20 protein-coding genes are annotated in these 21,564 nt (G+C 74.0%); 7 read left to right on the forward strand and 13 right to left on the reverse strand.

Annotation, left to right across the window (positions count from 1 at the left end):
- The first annotated feature begins 22 nt into the window (after positions 1–22).
- Positions 23–1,294, forward strand: coding sequence for a PucR family transcriptional regulator (locus tag ACGF0J_RS02350; RefSeq protein WP_393141500.1), 1,272 nt, complete (start codon positions 23–25; stop codon positions 1,292–1,294).
- Between the two features lie 22 nt (positions 1,295–1,316).
- Here the strand turns inward: ACGF0J_RS02350 and ACGF0J_RS02355 are convergent, their stop codons facing one another.
- From ACGF0J_RS02355 to folE, 5 genes are all read right to left on the reverse strand, one after another.
- Positions 1,317–3,575, reverse strand: coding sequence for a transglycosylase domain-containing protein (locus ACGF0J_RS02355; protein WP_393141502.1), 2,259 nt, complete (start codon positions 3,573–3,575; stop codon positions 1,317–1,319).
- A 113-nt stretch (positions 3,576–3,688) separates the two neighbouring features.
- Positions 3,689–4,480 carry a rod shape-determining protein gene (locus ACGF0J_RS02360; RefSeq protein WP_393141504.1) on the reverse strand — a complete coding sequence of 264 codons (792 nt, stop codon included), beginning with the start codon at positions 4,478–4,480 and terminating at the stop codon, positions 3,689–3,691.
- Positions 4,477–4,872, reverse strand: coding sequence for a hypothetical protein (locus ACGF0J_RS02365; protein ID WP_393141506.1), 396 nt, complete (start codon positions 4,870–4,872; stop codon positions 4,477–4,479). Before ACGF0J_RS02365 ends, ACGF0J_RS02360 begins: the two co-directional genes overlap by 4 nt.
- A 145-nt stretch (positions 4,873–5,017) precedes the next feature.
- The gene (locus ACGF0J_RS02370; RefSeq protein WP_393141508.1) at positions 5,018–5,389 is read right to left on the reverse strand and encodes a hypothetical protein; all 372 of its coding nucleotides are present in this window, start codon (positions 5,387–5,389) and stop codon (positions 5,018–5,020) included.
- A 183-nt stretch (positions 5,390–5,572) separates the two neighbouring features.
- Entirely contained in the window at positions 5,573–6,217 is a 645-nt protein-coding gene (folE, locus tag ACGF0J_RS02375) for a GTP cyclohydrolase I FolE (RefSeq protein WP_393141510.1), read from the reverse strand.
- Between the two features lie 139 nt (positions 6,218–6,356).
- Between folE and ACGF0J_RS02380 the strand changes: the two genes are divergently transcribed.
- Complete coding sequence (locus tag ACGF0J_RS02380; protein WP_393141512.1) at positions 6,357–7,013, forward strand: helix-turn-helix transcriptional regulator; 657 nt, start codon at positions 6,357–6,359, stop codon at positions 7,011–7,013.
- A 38-nt stretch (positions 7,014–7,051) separates the two neighbouring features.
- Here the strand turns inward: ACGF0J_RS02380 and ACGF0J_RS02385 are convergent, their stop codons facing one another.
- Positions 7,052–8,407 (reverse strand): dipeptidase, encoded by a 1,356-nt coding sequence (locus tag ACGF0J_RS02385; protein WP_393141514.1) that lies wholly within the window; start codon positions 8,405–8,407, stop codon positions 7,052–7,054.
- A gap of 231 nt (positions 8,408–8,638) precedes the next feature.
- On the opposite strand from ACGF0J_RS02385, the gene ACGF0J_RS02390 reads away from it, so the two are divergent.
- Positions 8,639–10,021, forward strand: a complete 1,383-nt coding sequence (locus tag ACGF0J_RS02390) for an aspartate aminotransferase family protein (protein WP_393141516.1) — start codon at positions 8,639–8,641, stop codon at positions 10,019–10,021.
- 32 nt (positions 10,022–10,053) lie between these two features.
- On the forward strand, positions 10,054–11,169 hold the full coding sequence (gene ald, locus ACGF0J_RS02395) for an alanine dehydrogenase (protein WP_393141518.1): 1,116 nt from the start codon (positions 10,054–10,056) through the stop codon (positions 11,167–11,169).
- 9 nt (positions 11,170–11,178) lie between these two features.
- Here the strand turns inward: ald and ACGF0J_RS02400 are convergent, their stop codons facing one another.
- From ACGF0J_RS02400 to ACGF0J_RS02410, 3 genes are all read right to left on the reverse strand, one after another.
- Positions 11,179–12,567, reverse strand: a complete 1,389-nt coding sequence (locus ACGF0J_RS02400; RefSeq protein ID WP_393141520.1) for a tetratricopeptide repeat protein — start codon at positions 12,565–12,567, stop codon at positions 11,179–11,181.
- Positions 12,568–12,619: 52 nt separating this feature from the next.
- Positions 12,620–13,690 (reverse strand): sulfite exporter TauE/SafE family protein, encoded by a 1,071-nt coding sequence (locus tag ACGF0J_RS02405; RefSeq protein WP_393141522.1) that lies wholly within the window; start codon positions 13,688–13,690, stop codon positions 12,620–12,622.
- Between the two features lie 170 nt (positions 13,691–13,860).
- Complete coding sequence (locus ACGF0J_RS02410) at positions 13,861–14,490, reverse strand: TetR/AcrR family transcriptional regulator (protein ID WP_393141524.1); 630 nt, start codon at positions 14,488–14,490, stop codon at positions 13,861–13,863.
- 81 nt (positions 14,491–14,571) lie between these two features.
- Here ACGF0J_RS02410 and ACGF0J_RS02415 point away from each other — a divergent pair, with 81 nt between their 5' ends.
- Entirely contained in the window at positions 14,572–15,471 is a 900-nt protein-coding gene (locus ACGF0J_RS02415; RefSeq protein WP_393141526.1) for a hypothetical protein, read from the forward strand.
- Positions 15,468–16,736, forward strand: a complete 1,269-nt coding sequence (locus tag ACGF0J_RS02420; protein ID WP_393141528.1) for a methyltransferase family protein — start codon at positions 15,468–15,470, stop codon at positions 16,734–16,736. The genes ACGF0J_RS02415 and ACGF0J_RS02420 overlap by 4 nt, the downstream gene beginning before the upstream one ends.
- Here the strand turns inward: ACGF0J_RS02420 and ACGF0J_RS02425 are convergent.
- From ACGF0J_RS02425 to ACGF0J_RS02435, 3 genes are all read right to left on the reverse strand, one after another.
- Positions 16,717–17,463 carry a class I SAM-dependent methyltransferase gene (locus ACGF0J_RS02425; protein WP_393141530.1) on the reverse strand — a complete coding sequence of 249 codons (747 nt, stop codon included), beginning with the start codon at positions 17,461–17,463 and terminating at the stop codon, positions 16,717–16,719. The genes ACGF0J_RS02420 and ACGF0J_RS02425 overlap by 20 nt on opposite strands.
- Positions 17,464–17,650: 187 nt before the next feature.
- Positions 17,651–18,298 (reverse strand): response regulator, encoded by a 648-nt coding sequence (locus tag ACGF0J_RS02430; RefSeq protein WP_393141532.1) that lies wholly within the window; start codon positions 18,296–18,298, stop codon positions 17,651–17,653.
- Positions 18,295–19,407, reverse strand: coding sequence for a sensor histidine kinase (locus ACGF0J_RS02435; RefSeq protein WP_393141534.1), 1,113 nt, complete (start codon positions 19,405–19,407; stop codon positions 18,295–18,297). The genes ACGF0J_RS02430 and ACGF0J_RS02435 overlap by 4 nt, the downstream gene beginning before the upstream one ends.
- A 95-nt stretch (positions 19,408–19,502) precedes the next feature.
- Between ACGF0J_RS02435 and ggt the strand changes: the two genes are divergently transcribed.
- A complete protein-coding gene (ggt, locus tag ACGF0J_RS02440; protein ID WP_393141536.1) occupies positions 19,503–21,269 on the forward strand; it encodes a gamma-glutamyltransferase in 1,767 nt (588 codons plus the stop codon).
- An 89-nt stretch (positions 21,270–21,358) separates the two neighbouring features.
- Here the strand turns inward: ggt and ACGF0J_RS02445 are convergent, their stop codons facing one another.
- Positions 21,359–21,523, reverse strand: a complete 165-nt coding sequence (locus tag ACGF0J_RS02445) for a hypothetical protein (RefSeq protein WP_393141538.1) — start codon at positions 21,521–21,523, stop codon at positions 21,359–21,361.
- Between the last annotated feature and the right edge of the window lie 41 nt (positions 21,524–21,564).

Below are 21,564 nucleotides of genomic sequence, written 5' to 3' on the forward strand. Positions count from 1 at the left end.
GGGAACGTGCCAGCCTGGGACCATGGCTGGTCACCGGCAAGGAGAGGGCTCCCGCGACGCCGCCGAGCCCCGGCACACCGCCGCACCGCAGGCGGCGGGGCAGGAGGCGGCGGGACCTGGAGCGGCGGGGCCGGAGGCCGCCGAGCCGGGGGGTGCCGGGCTGGACATCGCCGAGGTGGTGGCGCGGGCCGCGGCCGACGCCGGGGGAGTGCGGGCCGAGTGGTTGCCCGCGTACCTCGCCCTGCTCGCCGAGGTCAGCCTCACCGGACGGGGCCTCGACGCCGCGGCGCTGGCCCGCATGCGCGCGAGCGGCGAGGCGGCGGCCCGGGCCGGCCTGCCGCTGCGCGCCGTCATCGACGTGCACCTCAGCGCCACCTGGCTGGCCTGGCCCGACCTGCCCGGCATCGCCCGAGCCGGGCGGGTGGCCCGGCTGCGCTCCGCCGGCCAGGCCGTCTTCAAGGCCGCCGACCGGTCCGCCCTCGCCCTGGTGGAGGGGTACGAGACGGCCCAGCGCCTGGTGATCCGCCGTGAGGAAGGGCTGCGGCGGGAGTTCATCGACGACCTGCTCCACGGCCGGCTCGACGCGGGCACCCTCGCCGAACGGGCCGAACGCTTCGGGCTGCGCCCCGCCGGAGGGCACATCGTGTGCGTGGCGGAGGGCGGGCGCCCGTTCTACGACGGCGGGCCGGTCGCGCGGCACGTGGAGGCCGCCCTGCTGTCCCGGTTCGGGGTGCGCGACCTGCTCGTCGCGACCAAGGAGGGGCTGCTCGTCTGCGTCACCGCCGACCACGCCGAAGGCGTGACCCGGGCGTTCGTCACCCACACCGAGGAACTGGCGGGCGATGACCCGGCGCTGCGGATCGGCGTCGGCCGCGCCCACCGGGGCCCGGCCGGGATCGTGCGCTCCTACGAGGAGGCCCGCGGCGTGGTCACCTTCGGCCGCCGCCTGGAACTGTCGGAGCGGGTGCTGCACGCCGCCGAACTGCTCGTGCTCCAGGTGCTCCTGCGGGACAACGCCGCGATCACCGAACTGGTGGAGACGGTCCTCGGCCCGCTGCGCGCCCGGCGCGGCGGGCCCGGCGTGCTGCTGGACACGCTGTTCGCGTACTTCGCCGGTGGCGGGGTGGCCACCGAGGCGGCCAGGCGGCTACACGTCGGCGTGCGCACCGTGACCTACCGGCTGGACCGGGTCCGCGCGCTCACCGGGTACGACCTGGACCACCCGATCCAGCGCCACGCGCTGGAGACGGCCACCCTCGGCGCCCGTCTCCTCGGCTGGCCCGGCCAGTCGTAGGCCGTCCGCTCGGCCGGCCCGGCTAGTCGTCCTCGCCAAGCCGGCCGCCGTCGAGCTGGCCGCCGTCGAGCTGGCCGCCGTCGAGTTGGCCGCCGTCGAGCTGGTCGTCGAGCTGGAGCTCGTCCTGCAGGGTCTCCGGCTCCTCGCTGTCCGGCTCGTCCGGCTCCTCCCGGACGGGCGCGCAACTCTCGCCGCACCCCCCGAACCTCGACGTGTTGACCGGGGTGAACTCCTTCACCGGCGCGCCCTTCAGCGCCGCCGTCATCGTGTCCTTCCAGATGGGGCCCGGCAGCGTGGCGCCGGCGACCGCGCCGAAGTACCGGCCGCCGATGGTGACGCCGCTGAGCTTGTAGCGCTGCGAGCCGCGCGGGTCGCCGATGCTGACCGCGCCCGCCAGGTCCGGGGTGAATCCGGCGAACCACGCCGTGGCGTACCCGTCCGTGGTGCCGGTCTTGCCCGCGGCCGGGCGTCCGATGCCGCCCACCGAGCGCATCGTCCCGTTGGTGAACACCCCGGTCAGCACCTCGGCCGTGGCGTCGGCCACCTCGGCGTCCAGCACCTGCCTGCACGACGGCTCGTACGTGTCGGTCCTGCCGGTGGCGGTGTCGGTGACCTTGGTGACGGCCATCGGGGCGCAGAGCTTGCCGCGCGCCGCGATGGCGGCGTAGGCGTTGGCCACGGTCACCGGGTCCATCTCGTTGATGCCGAGCGTGAACGTCTCGTACTCCTGCAGCGGCTTGCCGTCGGCCCGCGTGATGCCCAGCGACTTGGCCGTCTCCACCGTCTCGCACAGGCCGACCCGCTGCTCCAGCGCCATGAAGAAGGTGTTCACCGATCCCCAGGTGCCGGTCCTCAGCGTCTTGAAGCCGGGCGTGCCCTCGTCGTTGGTGACCGTCCACGACGGGATGCCCATGTTCTCGCCCCTGCAGTTCTTGAACGAGGACGTGCTCGGGGCGGTGTAGCCGTTGCCGACGGTGATGCCGTCGTCGAGCTTCATGCCGTCCTTCAGCGCCGCGATCAGGGTGAAGGTCTTGAACGTCGAGCCGGCCTGGAAGCCGATGAGGCCGCCGTGCCTGCTGTCGGCCACCGGGTTGTAGGAGATCTCCTTCTTGCGTGCCGAGTCGCCGAACGGACGGCTGGCCGCCATCGCCCTGATCATTCCCGTGCCCGGTTGCACCAGCGCCTCGGCCGCCACCGCGTCGTCCGAGGCGAACACCCGCCTCTTGATCGCCTGGTCCGCGGCCGCCTGCATCTTCGGGTCGAGCGTGGTGTGGATCTTCAGCCCGCCCTGGACGAAGCGCTGCCGCCTGATCTGCTGCGTCCTGCCGAACGCCGGATTGGTCAGCAGCTCGTGGCGGACGTACTCGCAGAAGTAGGGGTGGCGGCCGGCCTGGCAGCCGTTCGGCTGCGGGACGCCCTTGTAGCCGAGTTTGGCCGCCTTGGCCTCGGCGGCCTGCTCCGGCGTGATCCTGCCGAGCTGGGCCATCCGGTCGAGCACCACGTTGCGCCGCTCCAGCAGCAGCTTGCGCGCCTTCCCGCCGCTGCCGGGGTCGGTGCGGTTGGGGTCCTGCACCGCGCCGGCCAGCGTGGCGGCCTGCGCCAGGTTCAGCTTGGCGGCCGGGACGCCGAAGAACCGCCGGGCCGCCGCCTCGACGCCGTTCGCGCCGTCGCCGAAGTACACGATGTTGAGGTACTTCTCCAGGATCTGGTCCTTGGTGTACTTCTGCTCGACGGCCATGGCGTAGCGCAACTCGTTCAGCTTGCGGGCGTAGCTGGCCTCCAGCGCCTTGTCCTTGCCCTCCTCGGTGGTCGCCGAGTTGAGCAGCACCTGCTTGACGTACTGCTGGGTGATGCTGGAGCCGCCCTGGCTGACGCCGCCGGCGCTGAGGTTCTTGGCCAGGGCGCGGATCGTGCCCTCGATGTCGATGGCGCCGTGCTGGTAGAAGCGGTCGTCCTCGATGGCGACGATCGCCGTCCGCATCTCCTCGGACACCTGCGACAGCGGCACGACCCTGCGGTTCTGGTCGTAGAACTGGGCGATCTGCCTGCCGCGCACGTCGTACACCGTCGAGGCCTGCGCCAGAGACGGCTCCTTGAGCTCCATCGGCTTGATGTTGAGGTCCTCGGCGGCCGACACGAACACCGCCCCGCCGCCGCCCACGGCGGGCAGCGCGATCGCCGCCACCACCACCCCGGCGGCCACCGCCGCCCCGGTGAGGCGCGTGACACCCGCCCACCTGGAAGCGGGCCTGGAACGTGGAGTCGGGTGCGAGCTGGGCATGGCGGTCATGACAGCACAGCGGGCAGGGCACTGTCCAAGACGCTGGGGAGGGCGTGCCGATATCAGAACGGATATCAGGGGTGCTGGCGGCGGCCGGCCGGTGCCGGCCGCCTTCAGCGGACGGGCGGGCCGATCCGGGCGGCCAGGTAGGGTTGCAGGCACAGGCGGGTCAGGCCGCGGACGGTGGCGTGCGCGGGCTCCGGCGTCACGCTCACCCGCATGCGCAGCGCGTCGCGCAGAAGGCGCAGCAGCTCCGCCTGAAGGGCGCCGCCGCCGGTGACGAGCAGGCCGTTGTCCCTCGCCGTGGGACGCTGGTGCGCGGGGATCCGGCGGAACAGCCCCGCCGTCATCTCGACGACGCTGTCCATCGCGTGCCGGGGCAGGCCCTCGCGCGTGGTGGCGCTGAGCTGCACCGCCACCGCGTCGGTGATCGCGCCGTCGCGGATCACCACGGCCTCCACGATGCCCGCGCCCACGTCGAGCACCATGCACGGCCGGGCGTCGGTGACGTCCACGCCCACGCCGACGGCGGCCGCCAGGGGCTCCTCCACGAGCGTCACCTCGCACCCGGCCGCCTCGTGCACCGCCGTGCGCAGCGCCCGCCGGTCGCTCGCCGTCGCGGCCACGGGCACGCCGGCCAGCACCCGCTCCAGCGGCCACAGCCCGCCGGGCAGCGCGTCCAGCAGGACGTCGTGGACCAGCCGCCGGCAGGCCGCCGGCTCGGCCACCATGCCGTGCCGGACGGGCCGCACCAGTGCGGCGGCGCCGGCCGAGCGCCGGTCCACGATCGCGGGCCCGCCCGGCGTCAGCGATCTGACGCGTGCCGTGCCGACGTCGAGGGCCGCGTAACGGCACGGCCGGGCGCCGTCACGGGCGTCGGCCATGGGCCGGTACAGGGGGCTCATGCCGTCGCTCCCGTACGCGAGGACGCCGCCTCCGCCCGGGGAGTCGCCCTCGGCCGCGGTGGAGCCTCGCCCGCCCGGCCGGGGGCCGGCCTCCCCGGCGGCGGGACGGCGCAGGCGTCGCACGTGGTGCGGTGGGGCGCGTGCAGGAGCTGGTCGAACGGGATGAACGACGCGCAGCTCGCGCAACTGCCGTAGCGCTCGCGGTCCATGCGGGCGAGCGCGGCCTCGATCTCGGCGACACGCCGGCCGCCGGTGAGCGGGCCGTGCTCGCCCGAGGCGCCCGAACGGGCGGCGGCGAGCTCCTCCTGCAGCAGCCGGCGCAGCTCCTCCAGCCGCGCCAGGTGCCGGTCGTAGTGCTTGAGGTGATCGTGGATGGATCTGACGTCGGCCATGACGGGATCGGCTCCTCGCTTGCGGGACGGCCGCGCCACGGGGACGCGGCGATGCAGAGCTCTCGGCGGCTCGCGGGCGGGCCTGGCACGCGTGGCCGGGCCTCGGGACGCGCGGGCGGCCGGGGACAGGAGGTCGAAGGTGGCGCTAGACCAGCGGAGGACTACGCGAGCCGGCGGCCCGGTGCGCGAACTGCTGGGGACGGCGTATCCCGTCGGCGCCGGGGTGGGCCACGGCCGGGCGCGGGGTCTCGGCGGAGACGGACCGCGCGCCGCGCACCGCCGCCCACAGCGAGGGCGCGGGGTGCTCCCACGCCCTGGGGGTCTGCGGCGGCAGGCTGGACGGCCGCGCGTCTCCCGCGCCGAGCACCCACGTCGCGGAGTCACCGGCCGGCCGGTGCCCGGGATCGCCGCCGTGCCAGGCGGGCAGGGAGCCGGACAGGAACAGGGACAGCAGGAGCAGCCCCATCACGGCGCCGAACGTGATGGGTCCGCGCGGTGTCCCGAACGCCCCCCTCATACGGCCGACCATAGTCCAACCCGCCCGAAAAGACCCGCCCCGGAGAGACCCGTCCCGGAAAGGCCTGCCCCGAGAAGACCCGCCCCGGAAGAGACCCGCCCCGGAAGAGATCCGTCCCGGAAAGGCCTGTCCCGGAAAGGCCTGCCCGGAAGGACGTGCGCCCTTCGCCCGGCAGGCGGTGGGTCAGTCGGCCGGGGGGCGCGAGGCGGTCGTGGTGAGGGCCATGAACTCCTGCCGGGAGCGCGGGTCGTCGCGCAGGGCGCCGAGCAGGCGGGAGGTGACGGTGCGCGAGCCGACGGCCTGCACGCCCCGCAGCGACATGCACAGGTGCTCCGCGTCGAGGATCACCCCGACGCCCCTGGGCCGCAGGCTCTCGTCGAGGAAGTCGGCGATCTGGACGGTGAGACGTTCCTGGACCTGCATGTCGCCGGCGAAGTGCCGGACCACGCGGGCGAGCTTGGACAGGCCGACGATGCGCTCGCCCGGCAGGTAGCCGACGTGGGCGACGCCGGAGAAGGGCAGCAGGTGGTGCTCGCACAGCGAGGAGAAGGCGATGCGGGTGACGAGCACGAGCTCGTCGTAGTTCTCGTCGTTGGGGAAGGTCGTCATCGTGAACGGGGAGGGGGTCAGCAGTTCGGCGTACGCGCCGGCGACGCGCCGCGGCGTGTCACGCAGATGCGCCGACCGCGGGTCGCGGCCCAGGGCGACGAGCAGGTCGGCCACGGCCTGCTGTGCCGCGGGCAGGTCGATCGCCGGCGCTTCCCCGGCGGTGCGGTCCAGGGCGGCGGCCTCGGCGGTGTCGCTTTCGTCCCATGTCAGCAGGGTCATCATGGTCTCCTTCGACGGCCGGAGGCGGGCGTTCCGGGCCGCGGCGATTTTCGCCAACTCCTGTGCTCACTATTCCGCTGCCACCCGATTTTAGTCAACGGTCATTGGCATAAATAGCGGGTTCGGCTACCGTGGAGCCATGGGCGCCCTGCCGGAAGACCTCGAAGCGCTCGGCCTGCTGGCCGAGCCGCAGCGGGCGCGCATCCACGCGTTGCTGACCGGCGCGCCCCGGCCGCACACCCGGCAGGAGATCTGCCACGCCCTCGGCATGGGGCGCACCCTCGTGACCTTCCACCTGGAAAAACTCGAGCAGGCGGGCCTCGTCACCGTCGTCACCGAGCCGGCCGGCACCGGCCGCCGCGGCCGGCCCGCCCAGCGCTACCAGGCCACGCGGCGCGAGCTGAGCGCCTCGGTGCCGCCACGGCGCTATGAGCTGCTCGCCGAGATCCTGCTGCGGGCCGCGCAGGAACACGAGCCACCCGAGACGTTCGGCCAAGCCGCCGAACGGGCGGCCGAACTGTGGGGCCGGCGGCTGGCGGCCGAGCAGTCCGGCCCCGACGCCCTCTGGCCCCTGCTCGTCCAGCTCGGCTACGAGCCGGCGGCCGACGGCCGGACCGTGCTGCTGACCAACTGCCCGTTCCAGCGGATGCGCTCGGTCAACGCCGGGCTGGTCTGCTCGATGAACGCAGCCCTGGCCCGCGGCTACCTCGACGGCCTGGACGCGGCCGGCCGGTTCGCCCCCCGGCTGCGGCCCTGCCCGGACAACTGCTGCGTGGTCCTCGAACCCGTCGCCTGACCCCGCGGGAAGCCGCCTCCCGCGGGGCCCGGCCGGCGTCAGACGCCGAGGGCCGAGGGGAGGCTCAGCTCGCGCAGGAAGAGCGCCTCCGCGGTGGCGGTGCGGCGCAGCTCCTCCAGGTCGACGCGCTCGTTCGGCGCGTGGATGGCGGCGTCCTCGTCCTCGGCGCCGAACAGCAGGATCTCCGCCGCCGGGAACTGCTTGAGCAGGGTGCTGACCAGCGGGATCGAGCCGCCGGCGCCGACGTCGCGCGGCGGGCGGCCGAAGGCGCGCTCCATCGCGCGGTTGAGCGCCGACCGGGCCTTGCCGCCCGAGTCGGCCTGGAACCCCGCACCCACCGTGAAGTCGCCGAACTCGACCTGCACGCCCCACGGCGTCACCTGCCGCAGGAACTCGACCACGGCGTTGACCGTCGTCTTCGGGTCGCCGGCCGGAGGGACCCGGACCGTGACGCGGGCCCGGGCCAGCGGCTGCACCGCGTTGATCGCCCCGGAGACCGTGGGCACGTCCAGGCCCGTCACCGTGATGGCGTACGACGACCACAGGCGGTCGGCCAGTGAGCCGGAGCCGACCAGGGACACCCCGTCCAGCACCCCGGCCGTCTTCCTGAACTCCTCCTCCGACGGTCCCTGCCCCAGGAACGTTCCGCGCGGCAGGCCGGGGACGCGGATGTCGCCGTTGTCGTCGTGCAGCGAGGTCAGCATGCGCATCAGCGCGGCGAGCGCGTCGGGTGCGGCCCCGCCGAACGAGCCGCTGTGCACGGGCTCGCGCAGCGTGCGGACCTCGACGGTGAACGCGGCCATGCCGCGCAGCGAGGTGGTCACGGCGGGGTCGCCGACGCGCGGGTTGCCGGTGTCGGCCACCACGATGGCGTCGGCCCGCAGCAGCTCGGGGTTCCGCTCGACGAACGCCTCCAGCCGCTCGCCGGCGTACTCCTCCTGGCCCTCGATGAGGACCTTGACGCCGACCGGCAGCCGGCCCTGGAAGGCGCGCAGCGCCGTGATGTGGGAGATGATGCCCGACTTGTCGTCGGCGGTGCCCCGGCCGTACAGCTGGCCGTCGATCAGCGTGGGCTCGAACGGCGGCGTGCGCCAGGCGGCGGGGTCACCGGCGGGCTGCACGTCGTAGTGCGCGTAGAGCAGCACGGTGGGCGCGCCGGGAGGGGCGGGCGCCTCGCCGTACACGGCGGGGAAGCTGCCCTCGACGGGCACCTGCTGGACGCGCGCCAGCCCGGTGCTGCGCAGCAGGTCCTCGACCATGGCCGCGGCGGCGTAGACGGGTTCCTCCGGGTGGCCGGGAAAGGCCACGGAGGGGATGGCGGCCAGCCGCCGCAGTTCCTCGGTGGCCTGAGGCATCGCCGCGGCGACAGCGCTCTCGATCTGGTCAGGAGTCACGGGTCGGTCCCCCGGGTCGTTCTCGGTAGTTAGCGTCTCATTGGATCACAGACGTCCACGCAAGGTGGGAAAGCCATATGACCTGGTGGCCAACCTACTGCGGATTTCGTGCCCGTTACATGGCGGTTCTGCGGATACCTGATTTCTTGCATAGTGTCGCGACGTATTCCTTGGCAAAGCCGTGGGGGAACATGCAGACTGGGGGAAGGCCAGACACGAGGGACGATAGACATGACGCAGCCGGACACCGACATTCTCAAGGCCGCGCACGACCACCTGTGGTTGCACTTCACCAGGCACAGCTCCTACCAGCAGGCCGAGATCCCGACCATCGTCCGCGGTGAGGGGTCCTACATCTACGACATCCACGGCAAGCGCTACCTCGACGGCCTGGCCGGGCTGTTCGTGGTGCAGGCGGGCCACGGCCGCAGCGAGCTGGCCGAGGCCGCCGCCAAGCAGGCCCAGGAGCTGGCCTTCTTCCCGCTGTGGTCCTACGCGCACCCCAAGGCGGCCGAGCTGGCCGACCGGCTCGCGGCGCTCGCGCCGGGCGACCTCAACCGGGTGTTCTTCACCACCGGCGGAGGCGAGGCGGTCGAGTCCGCCTGGAAGCTCGCCAAGCAGTACTTCAAGCTCACCGGCAAGCCGCTCAAGCACAAGGTCGTCAGCCGCCACATCGCCTACCACGGCACCCCGCAGGGCGCCCTGTCGATCACCGGCATCCCGGCGTTCAAGCAGATGTTCGAGCCGCTCGTGCCCGGGTCCATCCGCGTGCCCAACACCAACCACTACCGCGCCGACGAGATCACCGGCGTCAAGGGCATGACGCCCGAGGAGTACGGCGTCTGGGCCGCCGACCGGGTGGCCCGCGCCATCGAGATGGAGGGCCCGGAGACGGTGGCCGCCGTCTTCGCCGAGCCGGTGCAGAACGCCGGCGGCTGCTTCCCGCCGCCCGCCGGCTACTGGCGGCGGCTGCGCGAGATCTGCGACGAGTACGACGTGCTGCTCGTCTCCGACGAGGTCATCTGCGCCTTCGGCCGCCTCGGCACGATGTTCGGCGGCGAGAAGTACGACTACGTCCCCGACATCATCACCTGCGCCAAGGGCATGACCAGCGGCTACTCGCCCATCGGCGCCATGATCGCGCACGAGCGGCTGTTCGAGCCGTTCAAGAGCGGCGAGGAGATGTTCGCCCACGGCTACACCTTCGGCGGCCACCCCGTCTCCGCCGCCGTGGCGCTGGCCAACCTCGACATCTTCGAGCGCGAGGACCTGCTCGGCCACGTCACCAAGAACGAGCCGCTGTTCCAGGCCACGCTCGACGGGCTGCGCGACCTGCCCATCGTCGGCGACGTGCGCGGCGCCGGCTACTTCTGGGGCATCGAGCTGGTCAAGGACAGGACCACCAAGGAGACGTTCACCGCCGAGGAGTCGGAGCGGCTGCTGCGCGGCTTCCTGTCCAAGGCGCTGTTCGACGCGGGGCTCTACTGCCGCGCCGACGACCGGGGCGACCCCGTCATCCAGCTGGCGCCGCCGCTGGTCGCGGGTCCCCAGGAGATCGAGGAGATCGGGTCGATTCTCCGTACCGTGCTCACCCAAGCGTGGGCTCGCCTGTAACACCCCCACCGGTTGCCGAAAGGACCCAAACGATGAAGATCGGCGTGCCTGCCGAGGTCAAGAACCACGAATACCGCGTGGCCGCCACACCGGCGGGAGTGCACGAGCTGGTGCGCCACGGCCACGACGTCATCGTCCAGCGGGGCGCGGGCCTCGGCTCGCACATCACCGACGAGGAGTTCCTCTCGGCGGGCGCGAAGATCCTCGACAGCGCCGACGCCGTGTGGGGCGAGGCGGACATGGTGCTCAAGGTCAAGGAGCCGATCGCGGAGGAGTACCACCGCCTGCGCGAGGGGCTCGTCCTGTTCACCTACCTGCACCTGGCGGCCTCCCGCCCGTGCACCGAGGCGCTGCTCGGCGCGAGGACGACGGGCATCGCCTACGAGACCGTCCAGGTGGGCAACGCGCTGCCGCTGCTCGCGCCCATGTCGGAGGTGGCAGGCCGACTGGCGCCGCAGGTCGGGGCGTACAACCTGATGCGGTTCAACGGCGGGCGCGGCGTCCTGCCGGGCGGCGTGCCCGGCGTGGCGCCGGCCAAGGTGGTCGTCATCGGCGGCGGCGTGTCCGGCCTCAACGCGGCGCAGATCGCCGTCGGCATGGGCGCCGACGTGACCGTCCTCGACACCAACGTCGACCGGCTGCGCTTCATCGACGCCGTCTACCAGGGCCGGCTCAAGACGCTGGTGTCCACCTCCTACGCGATCGAGCGGGAGGTCCTCCAGGCCGACCTCGTGATCGGCGCGGTGCTCATCCCCGGCGCCAAGGCGCCCACGCTGGTCTCCAACGAGCTGGTCTCGCGCATGAAGCCGGGCTCGGTGCTCGTCGACATCGCCATCGACCAGGGCGGCTGCTTCGAGGACTCGCGTCCCACCACGCACGCCGACCCGACCTACACGGTGCACGGCTCGGTCTTCTACTGCGTGGCGAACATGCCGGGCTCGGTGGCCAACACCTCCACGTACGCGCTGACGAACGCGACACTGCCGTACGCGGTCAAGCTGGCCGACCTGGGCTGGCGCGACGCGCTGCGGGCGGACGCCGGGCTCGCGGGCGGCCTCAACACGCACGGCGGGCTGCTCACCAACGTGCCGGTCGGGCAGGCGCTGGGCCTGCCGGTCACGCCGGTGGCCGACATCCTCGCCGCCTGACCCGCTGCCCTAACGGACGCCCAGACGTCGGCGCAGCTCACGGGCGGTGGCCAGGACGTGGTCGATCTCGCCCGGGCTGGGCCACGGCGAGTTGCCCGGCCTGATCAGCGTCCCTCGCACCGAGGCGAGGTACTCGACCGCGCTCGCGTGCAGGCCGCTGCGTTCGACCAGCCAGCCGACGACGTCGGCGTGGTCGTGCAGCGGCCGGGTCACCAGGTCCCAGGTGCCGAGCAGCTCCGCCAGCTCGGGCACGGCCAGCGCGACACCGCCCCGGCGGCCGGTCGCGGCCGCGGCCAGCTCGGCCCGCGCGGCCAGCTCCGGCTCGGCGGCCCGGTCCCAGCCGGGCGGCGGCGGGTCGGTGAGCCACCGCTGCGCCTCGGCGTGCTCCCCGGCCGCGCTGAGCAGACCGCCCAGCTCGACGGCGGCCCGGTGGTGACCGCCGAGCGCCGCCAGCCGGAACCAGTGCCGGCCCCTGGCCAGGTCGCCGTACTCGGCGATGATGAGCAGCCCGAAGTTGAACATCGCCTCCGGGTCGCCACTGGCAGCCGCCCGGCCGAACCAGTGACTGGCCCCCGTCGCGTCGCCCAGCTCCACGCAGACGAACCCGGCCATCCGCTGGTCGGCCAGCCGCCCCGCGCCGGCCGCCCGCTCGAACCAGGCGCGGGCCGTGCGCAGGTCGGCATGGGCGAGCGCGATGCCGCCGAGCTGCGAGGCGGCGCCGGGATGCTCGCTCCTGGCGGCCAGCCGGAAGTACGTCTCGGCGCTCTCGGGATCGCGGCCGGCCTGCAGCAGCAGACCGAGATGGTAGGCCGCCTCGACGTGCCCGCCGCGGGTGGCGCACTCCCACCAGCGCACGGTCTCCTCCTCCTCGCCGGCCGAGTACGCCAGGAAGCCGAGGTCGTGGGCGGAGGAGGTGTCGCCGTCCGCGGCCGCCCGGCGATGCCACTCGCGCGCCACGGGTGTCTCGCCCGCGTCCTCGCACATCAGCGCCAGCCTGCGGGCCGCGACCCGGGACCCGGCGCGCGCCGCGCTCTCGAACCAGCCCCGCGCGGTCGCCGGGTCGCCGCGCTGCTCCAGCAGCAGCGTGGCGAGGTTGACCGCCGCCTCGGTGTCGCCGGTGCCGGCCGCCCGCTCGTACCAGGAGACGGACTCCTCCAGGGTGCCGTGCTTCTCGTGCCAGATGCCGAGGTTGAAGGCGCTGTCGACGTTGCCGGCCAGCGCCGCCCGCTCCCACCAGCGCCGGGCCCCCGAACGGTCGCCCCGCTGCGCGCACAACCGGCCGAGCCGGTGCGCCGCCTGCGGGTCACCGGCCTGCGCGGCCGCCAGCAGCTCGGGTTCGTCGCCGACCCGTGGCGCCGGAACGGTCGCCGCCGCCACCTCACCTTGCCACCACGCCATGCGCACAGAGTGGCATGTGAACGCGTGGACGCGGAGCGTAATCGCCGAGAGGCTAGGAGAAGTTGAGAAAGCCGGTGTACATGCCCATGCCGCAGACGTACCTGAGGGTGCCGGGCGGCTGCGGGGGCAGCCGGACCGTGGCGGGCAGGGCGACGTCCCGCCCGGCGATGGTGACCGTGCCGGTGCACCCCCGCTCGACCGGCCGGAAGTCGATCTCGACGGGCACGCCCGCCGGCAGCCGCGCGTAGCCGGGCCGGTAGCCGTCGCGCAGCGCCCAGATCGTGACGGCGGGCGGCAGCGCGGAGCCCGGCCCGGTGACGGCGGCGGCCGGTGGGGTGGAGCGCGGCAGCCAGCCGCCCAGGTTGAGCCCCGCGCCCGCCGTCCACAGCCCGGCCGCGAGGGCGGCGACGCCCGACAGCCGGGCGACGCGGGTCCGCGACAGCCGCCGCAGCGCGTATCCCAGCAGGGCGAACGCCGGCGAGCCGCCGACCACGAACCCCGCCAGCACCGCCGCGCCGCCGACCGCCGAGTGGCTGGTGACGGCGACCATCTCCATGCTCAGCGTCACCCCGCACGGCACCAGCACGGTCGCCGCTCCCAGCAGCGCGGGGCCGGTGGGCCGCGCGCCCAGCCACGCCCCCAGCCGCGCCGTGGCTCCGCCCTCCCGCGCGCACCCGCCCTCCCGCGCGCACCCGGCGTCCGCGCCACCGGCGTCCATGCGGTCGGTGTGTGTGCAGTCGGTGTCCGTGTGGCTCGTGTCCGTGTGGCTCGTGTCCGTGTGGCTCGTGTCCGTGTGGCTCGCGTCCGAGCTGCGCAGCAGCCGGACGGCGAACGCGACGACCAGGACGCCCGCCGCCACGAGCAGCGCCGCCCGCGTCGTGGGGCCGAGCGTGACCGCCTCGCCGGCCAGCCCGAGCAGCGCCCCCGCGGCCGTGTACGCGGCCAGCCGCCCGGCCAGGAACCAGCCGACCGCCCACCGCCGCCCGCCGGCCTCCCGCCCGCCGCGCCCGCGCGCCAGCCCCGCGAGCAGGCCGCCCTGCACCGCCGTGCACGAGGCGCTGCCGGCCACGAACCCGGCGGCCAGGCCGGTGGCCAGCAGCCCGGCCACCCCCGACGCGCTCACCGGGCGGGCTCCGGCCGGTCACGCCGGCACCCCTCACAGCCGCCTTGCCTGATGCGCCGCATCCTCGACCCCCGCTCCGAAGCGGACCTCTCCAGAGACGTCCTCACGCGGAAACGTAACGGGGCCGACCGGATACGACCAGTTACAGTCTCTTCACCCCGCGGTGCCGTTCATGTCGCAGTCGTCTCGCCGCGACGCCGCGGCAGCCGCATCGTGAGCAGCTTGGCCCGCGGCGCGAGCCGTTCGGCCAGCGTGAACAGCGCCTCGGTGCGCGAGCGGTCGGCGTCGAGGTGGGTGAACAGGTTGACGCCCAGGTAGTACGTGATCGCGGCGTAGGCCAGGTCGCGCGGCGGCAGCAGCTTGGCCAGCGGCGAGCCGCCGATGACCCGGTCGAGGGTCTGTTCGACGAAGTCGATCCACGGCTCCGAGCGTTTGACGATCTCCGCGCGCAGCTCGGGCCGGGCGATGCCGGCGCCCACCAGCTCGGAGAAGAGCGTGATGTGTCCGCCCTCCAGGTCGGCGCGGTAGATCTCGGTGGCGACGGCCACGAGTTCCTCCAGCGTGCGGGCGCCGGCCACGGCCTGCCGGTAGGTGGCCATCCGCTGTTCGGAGGAGCGGTCGAGCGCCGCGAGCAGCAGCGGGTCCACGCCGCCGAAGTGGTAGAAGACCAGCGCTGAGTTGACCCCGGCCGCCCGGGCGATGGTCCGTGCGCTGGTGCCGGCGTAGCCCTCCGTGCGCAGCGTCTCGGCGGCCGCCTCGATCAGCCGCTCGCGCGTCTCCGTCCCCGCCTGCTTCGTCATGGTCGTCCGCCCCTTGTCGATCGGATCAGGCTAAGCATACGGTTTAATCAAGTGATTAAACCGATCGATCAAGAGGTGCGCATGACCACCGAACCCGATCCCCGCCACCAGCGCCGGGCCCGCCGCCTGCTCGCGGCCGTGCTGGCGGCCCTGTTCGCGGCGTTCCTCGCCTACCGGGTGCTGCACGCCGGCCAACTGGAGCAGACGGCGGCGTTCTACGTGGGCATCCCGGCCGTCATCGCGATCACCGTGGCGCTGACCGCCCGGCCGAAGAGCGCCACCGGCCTGATCATGGCCGTGATCACCATCGGGCTCGCGCTGTCCGGGCCGCTGCTGGGGGAGGGCGTCGTCTGCCTCGTCGTGGCCGCCCCGCTGTTCTACCTGCTCGGCCTCGCCTTCGGACTGCTCATCGACTGGACGCGGACACGGCAGAACGGCCGAGGAGCCCACCTGCTCATCGCACCGCTGCTTGTCGTCATGGTGTCCGAAGGGGCCACGGAGGCGACCTCGCTGCCCCGTGACACCACCGTCAGCGCCGTCCGCGCCACCGCCGGGGCGGCGGAGGTCGAGCGGGCGCTGGCCGGAGCGCCGCCGTTCGGGCCGTTCCGGTCGGCGTTCCTGCGGGCCGGCTTCCCCGTACCCGTGACGGCCGAGGGCCAGGGGCTCCAGGTGGGCGCGGTCCGGCACATCACCTTCACCCCGCGCCGGTCGCTCGGCATCGGCGCCCGCCCGGAGCCCCGCTCCATGACGCTGCGGGTCAAGCAGCGCGCGCCCGGATCGGTGGTGTTCGAGGTGGTGGCGGACACCACGCTGGCGCGCTGGCTGGAGCTGCGCGAGGCCCGGTTCGCCTGGACGGACGCCGAGCTGACGGTCTCGCTGCGCTACCGCAGGACGTTCGACCCCGCCTGGTACTTCGGGCCGATCCAGGCGTACGGAGCCGGCCAGGCGGCCGGATACCTCGCGGAGACGTTCACCCGATGAGCGCCGCGCTGATCAGAGGGGTGGCGCTGATGATCCCCCTGCTCGCCGTGGTGGTCGCGGCGGCGGCGCGCCGGCCGGGCGAGCGAGGCGTCGCCGCCGCGCTGCTGGCCACCGGCTGGAACCTGCTCACCCTCGCCGCGGTGAACGCGCTGGCGCTTGAGACGGGATGGTGGAGCTTCCACGCGCGGGGCGGCGTCGCCCACGGGATGCCGGTGGACCTGCTGCTCGGCTGGGCACTGCTGTGGGGCGCGGTCCCCGCCCTGGCCGCGCCGCGGGCCCCCGTGCCGCTGACCGCCGCCGTGCTCGCCTGGCTGGACCTCGCGCTGATGCCGCTCGCCGAGCCGGTGGTCGTGCTCGGCCCCGGCTGGCTCGCCGGGGAGTCGCTGGCCGTCGCCTGTTCCCTCGTCCCCGGCCTGCTCGTGGCGCGGTGGACGCGGGCCGGACAGGCGCTGCCGGCCCGGGCCGGCGTCCAGGTGCTGCTCGCGGGCGGGTTCGGGCTGGCGCTGCCGGTGCTCGTGACGGAGGTGTGGCGGCAGCCGGCCTGGATGCTCGCCGTCGTCGCGCAGGTGCTGGCCGTGCCGACGGTGCTCGGCCTGGCCGCCGTCCGCGAGTTCGCGGTGCGCGGCGGGGGCACGCCGCTGCCGTACGATCCGCCGCGGCGGCTGGTGACCGGCGGGCCGTACGCGTACGTGCGCAACCCGATGCAGGTGGCGATGACCGCCGGCTACCTGGTGCTGGCCACGCTCGACCCGGTCTTCCTGGCCGCCGCGGGGATCTCGTTCGCCTACGGGGCGGGCCTGGCGGCCTGGCACGAGGGCGAGCAACTGGCCGGCCGCTTCGGCGCGGAGTGGCACGCCTACCGGCGGGCGGTCCGGCCGTGGCTGCCCCGCCTGCGCCCCGTGACGCCGCCCGCCACCCTGCCCGCCACCCTGCCCGCCACCCTGCCCGCCACCCTGTACGTCCGCGCCGGATGCGGGCGGTGCGCCGCCGTGGGGCGCTGGTTCGAGCGGCGCTCGCCCGTCGCGCTGCGGATCGCCGCCGCGCAGGACCACCCCCGGGAGCTGACCCGAATCACCTACGAGACGGCCGGCGGCGGCACGGCCGAGGGTGTGGCGGCACTCGCCCGCGCGCTGACCCACGTCCACCTCGGCTGGGCCCTGTGCGGCTGGCTGCTCCTGCTGCCGGGCCTGGGATGGTTCGTCCAGCTCTGCGTGGACGCGTTCGGCGCCGGTCCGGTGCTGCCCGTCAGGCCCGCGCCTCGATGAGGAACCTGCTGGAGTGGGCCACGAACGGACCTCTGGCCTCGATGAGCTGGTGCAGGTCGCACAGCCGCCGGAGGTGGCGGCCGACGGAGAAGCCCGGCACGATCCAGATCACCTTGCGCAGGAAGTAGATCACCGCGCCGACGTCGTGGAACTCCATCCGCAGCCGCTCGGCCCGCAGGTCGGTCACGGTGAGCCCGGCCGCCTCGGCCTCGGCCCTGGCCCGCTCCGGGTCGCGGGCGGAGCCGTCGAGCGGGCCCAGGAAGAACTCGGCCAGCTCGAACACGCTGCGCGGCCCCACCTGCTGGGAGAAGTAGACGCCGCCGGGCCGCAGCACGCGGGCGATCTCCGCCCACCACGTCTCCACCGGGTGCCGGCTCGTCACCAGGTCGAACGCGCCCGTACGGAACGGTAGGCGAGGCTCCTCGTCGTCGGCCACGACCGCCGCCCCCTGCGCTCGCAGCCGGGCCGCCGCCAGCCTGAGGTTGGGCGGCCACGACTCGGTGGCGACCGTCACCGGCGCCAGCCTCGGCAGGCCGGCCAGGATCTCCCCGCCGCCGGTCTGGATGTCGAGAGCGGCCGTCGCGCCGGCCATCCGGTCGCCGAGCAGCCGCGCGTAGCCCCACGACGGGCGCTCCTCGCTCGCGCGGCCGTCGAGCCAGGAGAAGTCCCACCCGTTGACCGGCGCGGCCTGCGCCTCCGCGACCAGAGCCTCGAACGAACGTCCCATGCCGCCAGCCTCCCAGCGCCTTCCGCCGCCGCTCAACGGGTTTCCCGCGCACCGCCGTCAGGCCTGCCCGACTCCGTACATGCCGTCGAGGTCCACGAGATGGGCGCCTGCCTCGGCGGCGACCGCACGTAGATCGGCCACTTAGCCAGAATCCGCTTAGGCTAACTGGAATTTGGTTAGCGGTTCGTCAGTGCCAGCCGGGGCGGACGAGGCCCGACTCGTAGGCGAAGACGACGAGCTGGGCGCGGTCGCGGGCGTGCAGCTTGGCCATGGCCCGGCTCACGTGGGTCTTGGCCGTGGCCGGTGACATGAAGAGCCGGGCCGCGATCTCGTCGTTGGTCAGGCCCGCGCCGACCAGGGTCAGCACCTCGCGCTCGCGCTCGGTGAGCTGCGCCAGGCGGCCGGCCTCCAGGGGCTCCTTGGCGCGGGAGGCGTACTCGGCGATGAGCCGGCGGGTCACGCTCGGGGACAGCAGGGCCTCGCCGGCCGCCACCACGCGGACCGCCTGGATGAGCTCGGCCGGCTCGGTGTCCTTGACGAGGAAGCCGCTGGCGCCGCCGCGCAGCGCCTCGAAGACGTACTCGTCGAGCTCGAACGTGGTCAGGATGATGACGCGCGGCCCGTCGGGCATCTGCCGGGTCGCGGTGAGGCCGTCGGTGCCGGGCATGCGGATGTCCATGAGCACCACGTGCGGTTCCAGCTCGCGGGACAGGCGCACCGCCTCGGCGCCGTCGCCCGCCTCGGCGACCACGGTCATGTCGGGCTGGGCGTCGAGCAGGGCGCGGAAACCCGCGCGGACCAGGGCCTGGTCGTCGGCCAGCAGGACGTTGATCATGTGGTCTCCTCGGGGAGGGGCAGCCGGGCCGACACCTGGAACCCGGCGCCCACCGGCCCGGCGAGCAGCGTGCCGCCCAGGGCGGAGGCGCGTTCGCGCATGCCGGGGATGCCGTTGCCGCCGCCCTGCCCGGCCAGGACGGCCGGCGTCGTCGGGCCGGTGTCGGTGACCTGGACGGCCAGCTCGCGCGGCCCGTACGCCAGCAGGACCCGCACCTTGGCGCCGGGGGCGTGCCGGGCGGCGTTGGTGAGCGATTCCTGGACGATGCGGTAGGCGGCCCGCTCCACCTGGGGGGACAACGGCCGGGAGGCCTGGCGGTCCAGCGTCACGTCGAGGCCGCAGCGCTCGGCCAGCTCGTCGAGCCGGTCGAGGCCGGCCGTGGGGGAGCGGGGGGCGCCGTCGCGCAGGACGTTCAGGACGGAGCGCATCTCGCCGAGCACATCCTTGGAGGCGCCCTTGATGGTGGCGAGGGCGGTGCGGGCCTGCTCGGGATGGTCGTCGATGAGGTGCAGCGCGGTCGCGGCCTGGACGTGGATGAGCGAGATGTTGTGCGCGAGCACGTCGTGCAACTCCTGGGCCATGGTCAGCCGTTCCTCGCTGGCCTGGCGCCGCATCTCCTCCGCGACCGCGCGCTGCTGCTGCGCGCGCCGCTCGCGGACGATCGAGGCCAGCTCCGCCACCACCATGACGAGCAGGATGAACGCGGTGATGGCCAGGTCGTGGAAGATGCCGGCGGGCGCCCCGCCGTCGCCCACGGCGCCGTAGGCGAGGAACACCGCCCAGGTGACCGCCGCCAGCACCCACGCCGCCCGCCGCCGCCCGTCCAGGACCAGGGTGGACAGCACGATGACCGGGGCCAGGTAGACCGGTCCGAGGGGGTAGTCGAGCCACGTGTACACGTACGTCACCAGCAGGGCGACGGCCGATGCGACAACGGGACGTCTCCGGCGGAACGCCAGCGCGGCCGGCCCCGCCGTCAGCAGCGCGAACGCCGGTGCATCCAGCTCCTCCCGGCTGCTCTGCCCGTACGCGGCCCCCATGGACAGCACGATCTGCGCGACGGCGACGCTCACCGCCAGAACCAGGTCATAGCCTGACTTAGCCCGCACGCCGCCCACGGTAGGGCATCCGCCCGGCGCCCGCGTCAGCCGTGCGTAGCAGGGGGCCCTACCGCAATCGGCGTACCTGAGTCAGGGTGGACACCATGCGCCGTGTGCTCGTTCCCGCAGCAGTCCTCGTCACGCTGGCCGCCACCGTCACGCCCGCCACCGTCACGTCCGCCGCCGCCGCCGCGGCGGACGGCGACGGCCGGTGGGCGCCGCGGAAGGTCCCTGTCGCCGAGGGGTACGGAGGCGCTGTCGCCACCGTCGACCTCGATGCCAGCAAGGCCGCGATCGCCGTGCTCAAGAAGGGCGGCAACGCCATCGACGCCGCAGTCGCCGCCGGCGCCGTGCTAGGCGTCACCGAGCCGTACTCGGCCGGCCTGGCGGGCGGCGGCTTCATCGTCTACTACGACGCCCGCGACCGCGAGGTGCACACCATCGACGGCCGCGAGACCGCGCCGAAGGCCATGACGTCCACCTCGTTCGAGGGCGTCCCGTTCGAGGAGGGTGTCACCAGCGGCCTGTCGGCGGGCGTGCCCGGCGCGGTCGCGCAGTGGGACGTGGCCCTGCGCAGGTTCGGCACGATCTCGCTGCGGCAGGCTCTGCAGCCCGCCATCAAGGTGGCGGCCGAGGGGTTCGTGGTCGACCAGACGTTCGTGGACCAGACGAAGCAGAACGAGGCGAGGTTCAAGGACTTCACCTCCACCGCGAAGCTGTACCTGCCGGGCGGGGCGCCGCCCGCCGTCGGCTCCGTCTTCAGGAACCCCGAGCTGGCCGCCACCTACCGGGAGCTCGCCGGACGCGGACCCGGCTGGCTGTACGGCGGGCAGCTCGGCCGCGAGATCGTCGCCACGGTCAAGCGCCCGCCGGTCACGCCCGGGGCGACCCGCAAGGTCAGGCCCGGCCTGATGGAGCTGTCCGACCTGCGCGCCTACCGGGCGCCGCTGCGCGAGCCGACCCGTGTCGACTACCAGGGGCTCCGGGTGTACGGCATGGCGCCCCCGTCCTCCGGCGGCTCGACCGTGGGGGAGGCGCTCAACATCCTCGGCGCGCTGCCCCAGGCGGGCCTGCACGAATACCTGGAGGCGTCCCGCCTGGCCTTCGCCGACCGCAACAGGTACGTCGCCGACGTGCCGCGCGTGCCGCTGAAGGAGCTGCTGTCCGACGGCTTCGCCAAGGAACGCGCCTGCCTCGTCGGCGACCGCGCCATGGCGCATCCGGCCGCGCCCGGCGACCCCGACGGCCGCTACGGGCCGTGCGAGCGCCCGACCGGCACGGCCACGCCGACCGCGGCCGAGGGGCCGGAGACCACGCACCTGGTCGTGGCCGACCGGTGGGGCAACGTCGTCGCCTACAACCTGACGATCGAGTCCACCGGCGGCAACGGCATCGTGGTCCCCGGGCGCGGCTTCCTGCTGAACAACGAGCTGACCGACTTCACCTTCGGCCCCGCCCCCGGCGACCCCAACCTGCCCGGCCCCGGCAAGCGGCCGCGCTCGTCGATGGCGCCGACGATCGTCTTCGACGACGGCCGGCCGGTGCTCGCCGTCGGTTCGCCCGGCGGCGCGACGATCATCACGACTGTGCTGCAGATCCTGATGAACCGTTACGAGTGGGGTATGAGCCTGCCCGAGGCGCTGGCCGCGCCCCGCGCCTCCCAGCGCAACAGCGCCCAGACCCAGGCCGAGCAGGCGTTCCTCGACGCCCATCGGGCCGAGCTGGAGGCCCGCGGGCACGCCTTCGCGGTGGCGCCGGAGCTCGGGGCGGCCACCGCGCTTGAGTTCCTGAGCCGGACCAGGGTCCAGGCCGTGGCCGAGCCCACCCGGCGCGGCGGCGGCAGCGCCATGGTGGTCAGGCCGAGCCGGTGACGGTATGGCCCCGCCTGCCCCCGGGCACGCCGAAAGCGCCGAGGGCCTCGACCGTCGGCGCCGTCAGGGACCGCTGTGGGGGAACGCCGTCAGCGGAGGACCACGAAGACCGCCAGGCCGATGACCACGAGGGCGGCGACGACGGCGATGATCGGGACGAGGGGCGACTTCTTGGGCGCCGGTTCCTGCTCGGCCCCCTGCGCGAACGCGCGGAACGCCTGGGTGTTGCCCGCGGGATCGATGTGCTCAGACATGAGGAGCAGCCTAGCGGGATCGCCTGCGACATATGCGCCTT

The organism is Nonomuraea sp. NPDC047897, from assembly GCF_043204415.1.
In the GTDB taxonomy this organism is placed as follows: domain Bacteria; phylum Actinomycetota; class Actinomycetes; order Streptosporangiales; family Streptosporangiaceae; genus Nonomuraea.

What these genes read in the sequence shown, in the direction of transcription:
- ACGF0J_RS02350 (WP_393141500.1), top strand. Translation starts at nt 23, where the DNA reads ATGGCTGGTCACCGGCAAGGAGAGGGCTCCCGCGACGCCGCCGAGCCC.
- ACGF0J_RS02355 (WP_393141502.1), bottom strand. Translation starts at nt 3,575, where the DNA reads ATGCCCAGCTCGCACCCGACTCCACGTTCCAGGCCCGCTTCCAGGTGG.
- ACGF0J_RS02360 (WP_393141504.1), bottom strand. Translation starts at nt 4,480, where the DNA reads ATGAGCCCCCTGTACCGGCCCATGGCCGACGCCCGTGACGGCGCCCGG.
- ACGF0J_RS02365 (WP_393141506.1), bottom strand. Translation starts at nt 4,872, where the DNA reads ATGGCCGACGTCAGATCCATCCACGATCACCTCAAGCACTACGACCGG.
- ACGF0J_RS02370 (WP_393141508.1), bottom strand. Translation starts at nt 5,389, where the DNA reads ATGAGGGGGGCGTTCGGGACACCGCGCGGACCCATCACGTTCGGCGCC.
- folE (WP_393141510.1), bottom strand. Translation starts at nt 6,217, where the DNA reads ATGACCCTGCTGACATGGGACGAAAGCGACACCGCCGAGGCCGCCGCC.
- ACGF0J_RS02380 (WP_393141512.1), top strand. Translation starts at nt 6,357, where the DNA reads ATGGGCGCCCTGCCGGAAGACCTCGAAGCGCTCGGCCTGCTGGCCGAG.
- ACGF0J_RS02390 (WP_393141516.1), top strand. Translation starts at nt 8,639, where the DNA reads ATGACGCAGCCGGACACCGACATTCTCAAGGCCGCGCACGACCACCTG.
- ald (WP_393141518.1), top strand. Translation starts at nt 10,054, where the DNA reads ATGAAGATCGGCGTGCCTGCCGAGGTCAAGAACCACGAATACCGCGTG.
- ACGF0J_RS02400 (WP_393141520.1), bottom strand. Translation starts at nt 12,567, where the DNA reads ATGGCGTGGTGGCAAGGTGAGGTGGCGGCGGCGACCGTTCCGGCGCCA.
- ACGF0J_RS02410 (WP_393141524.1), bottom strand. Translation starts at nt 14,490, where the DNA reads ATGACGAAGCAGGCGGGGACGGAGACGCGCGAGCGGCTGATCGAGGCG.
- ACGF0J_RS02415 (WP_393141526.1), top strand. Translation starts at nt 14,572, where the DNA reads ATGACCACCGAACCCGATCCCCGCCACCAGCGCCGGGCCCGCCGCCTG.
- ACGF0J_RS02420 (WP_393141528.1), top strand. Translation starts at nt 15,468, where the DNA reads ATGAGCGCCGCGCTGATCAGAGGGGTGGCGCTGATGATCCCCCTGCTC.
- ACGF0J_RS02425 (WP_393141530.1), bottom strand. Translation starts at nt 17,463, where the DNA reads ATGGGACGTTCGTTCGAGGCTCTGGTCGCGGAGGCGCAGGCCGCGCCG.
- ACGF0J_RS02430 (WP_393141532.1), bottom strand. Translation starts at nt 18,298, where the DNA reads ATGATCAACGTCCTGCTGGCCGACGACCAGGCCCTGGTCCGCGCGGGT.
- ggt (WP_393141536.1), top strand. Translation starts at nt 19,503, where the DNA reads ATGCGCCGTGTGCTCGTTCCCGCAGCAGTCCTCGTCACGCTGGCCGCC.
- ACGF0J_RS02445 (WP_393141538.1), bottom strand. Translation starts at nt 21,523, where the DNA reads ATGTCTGAGCACATCGATCCCGCGGGCAACACCCAGGCGTTCCGCGCG.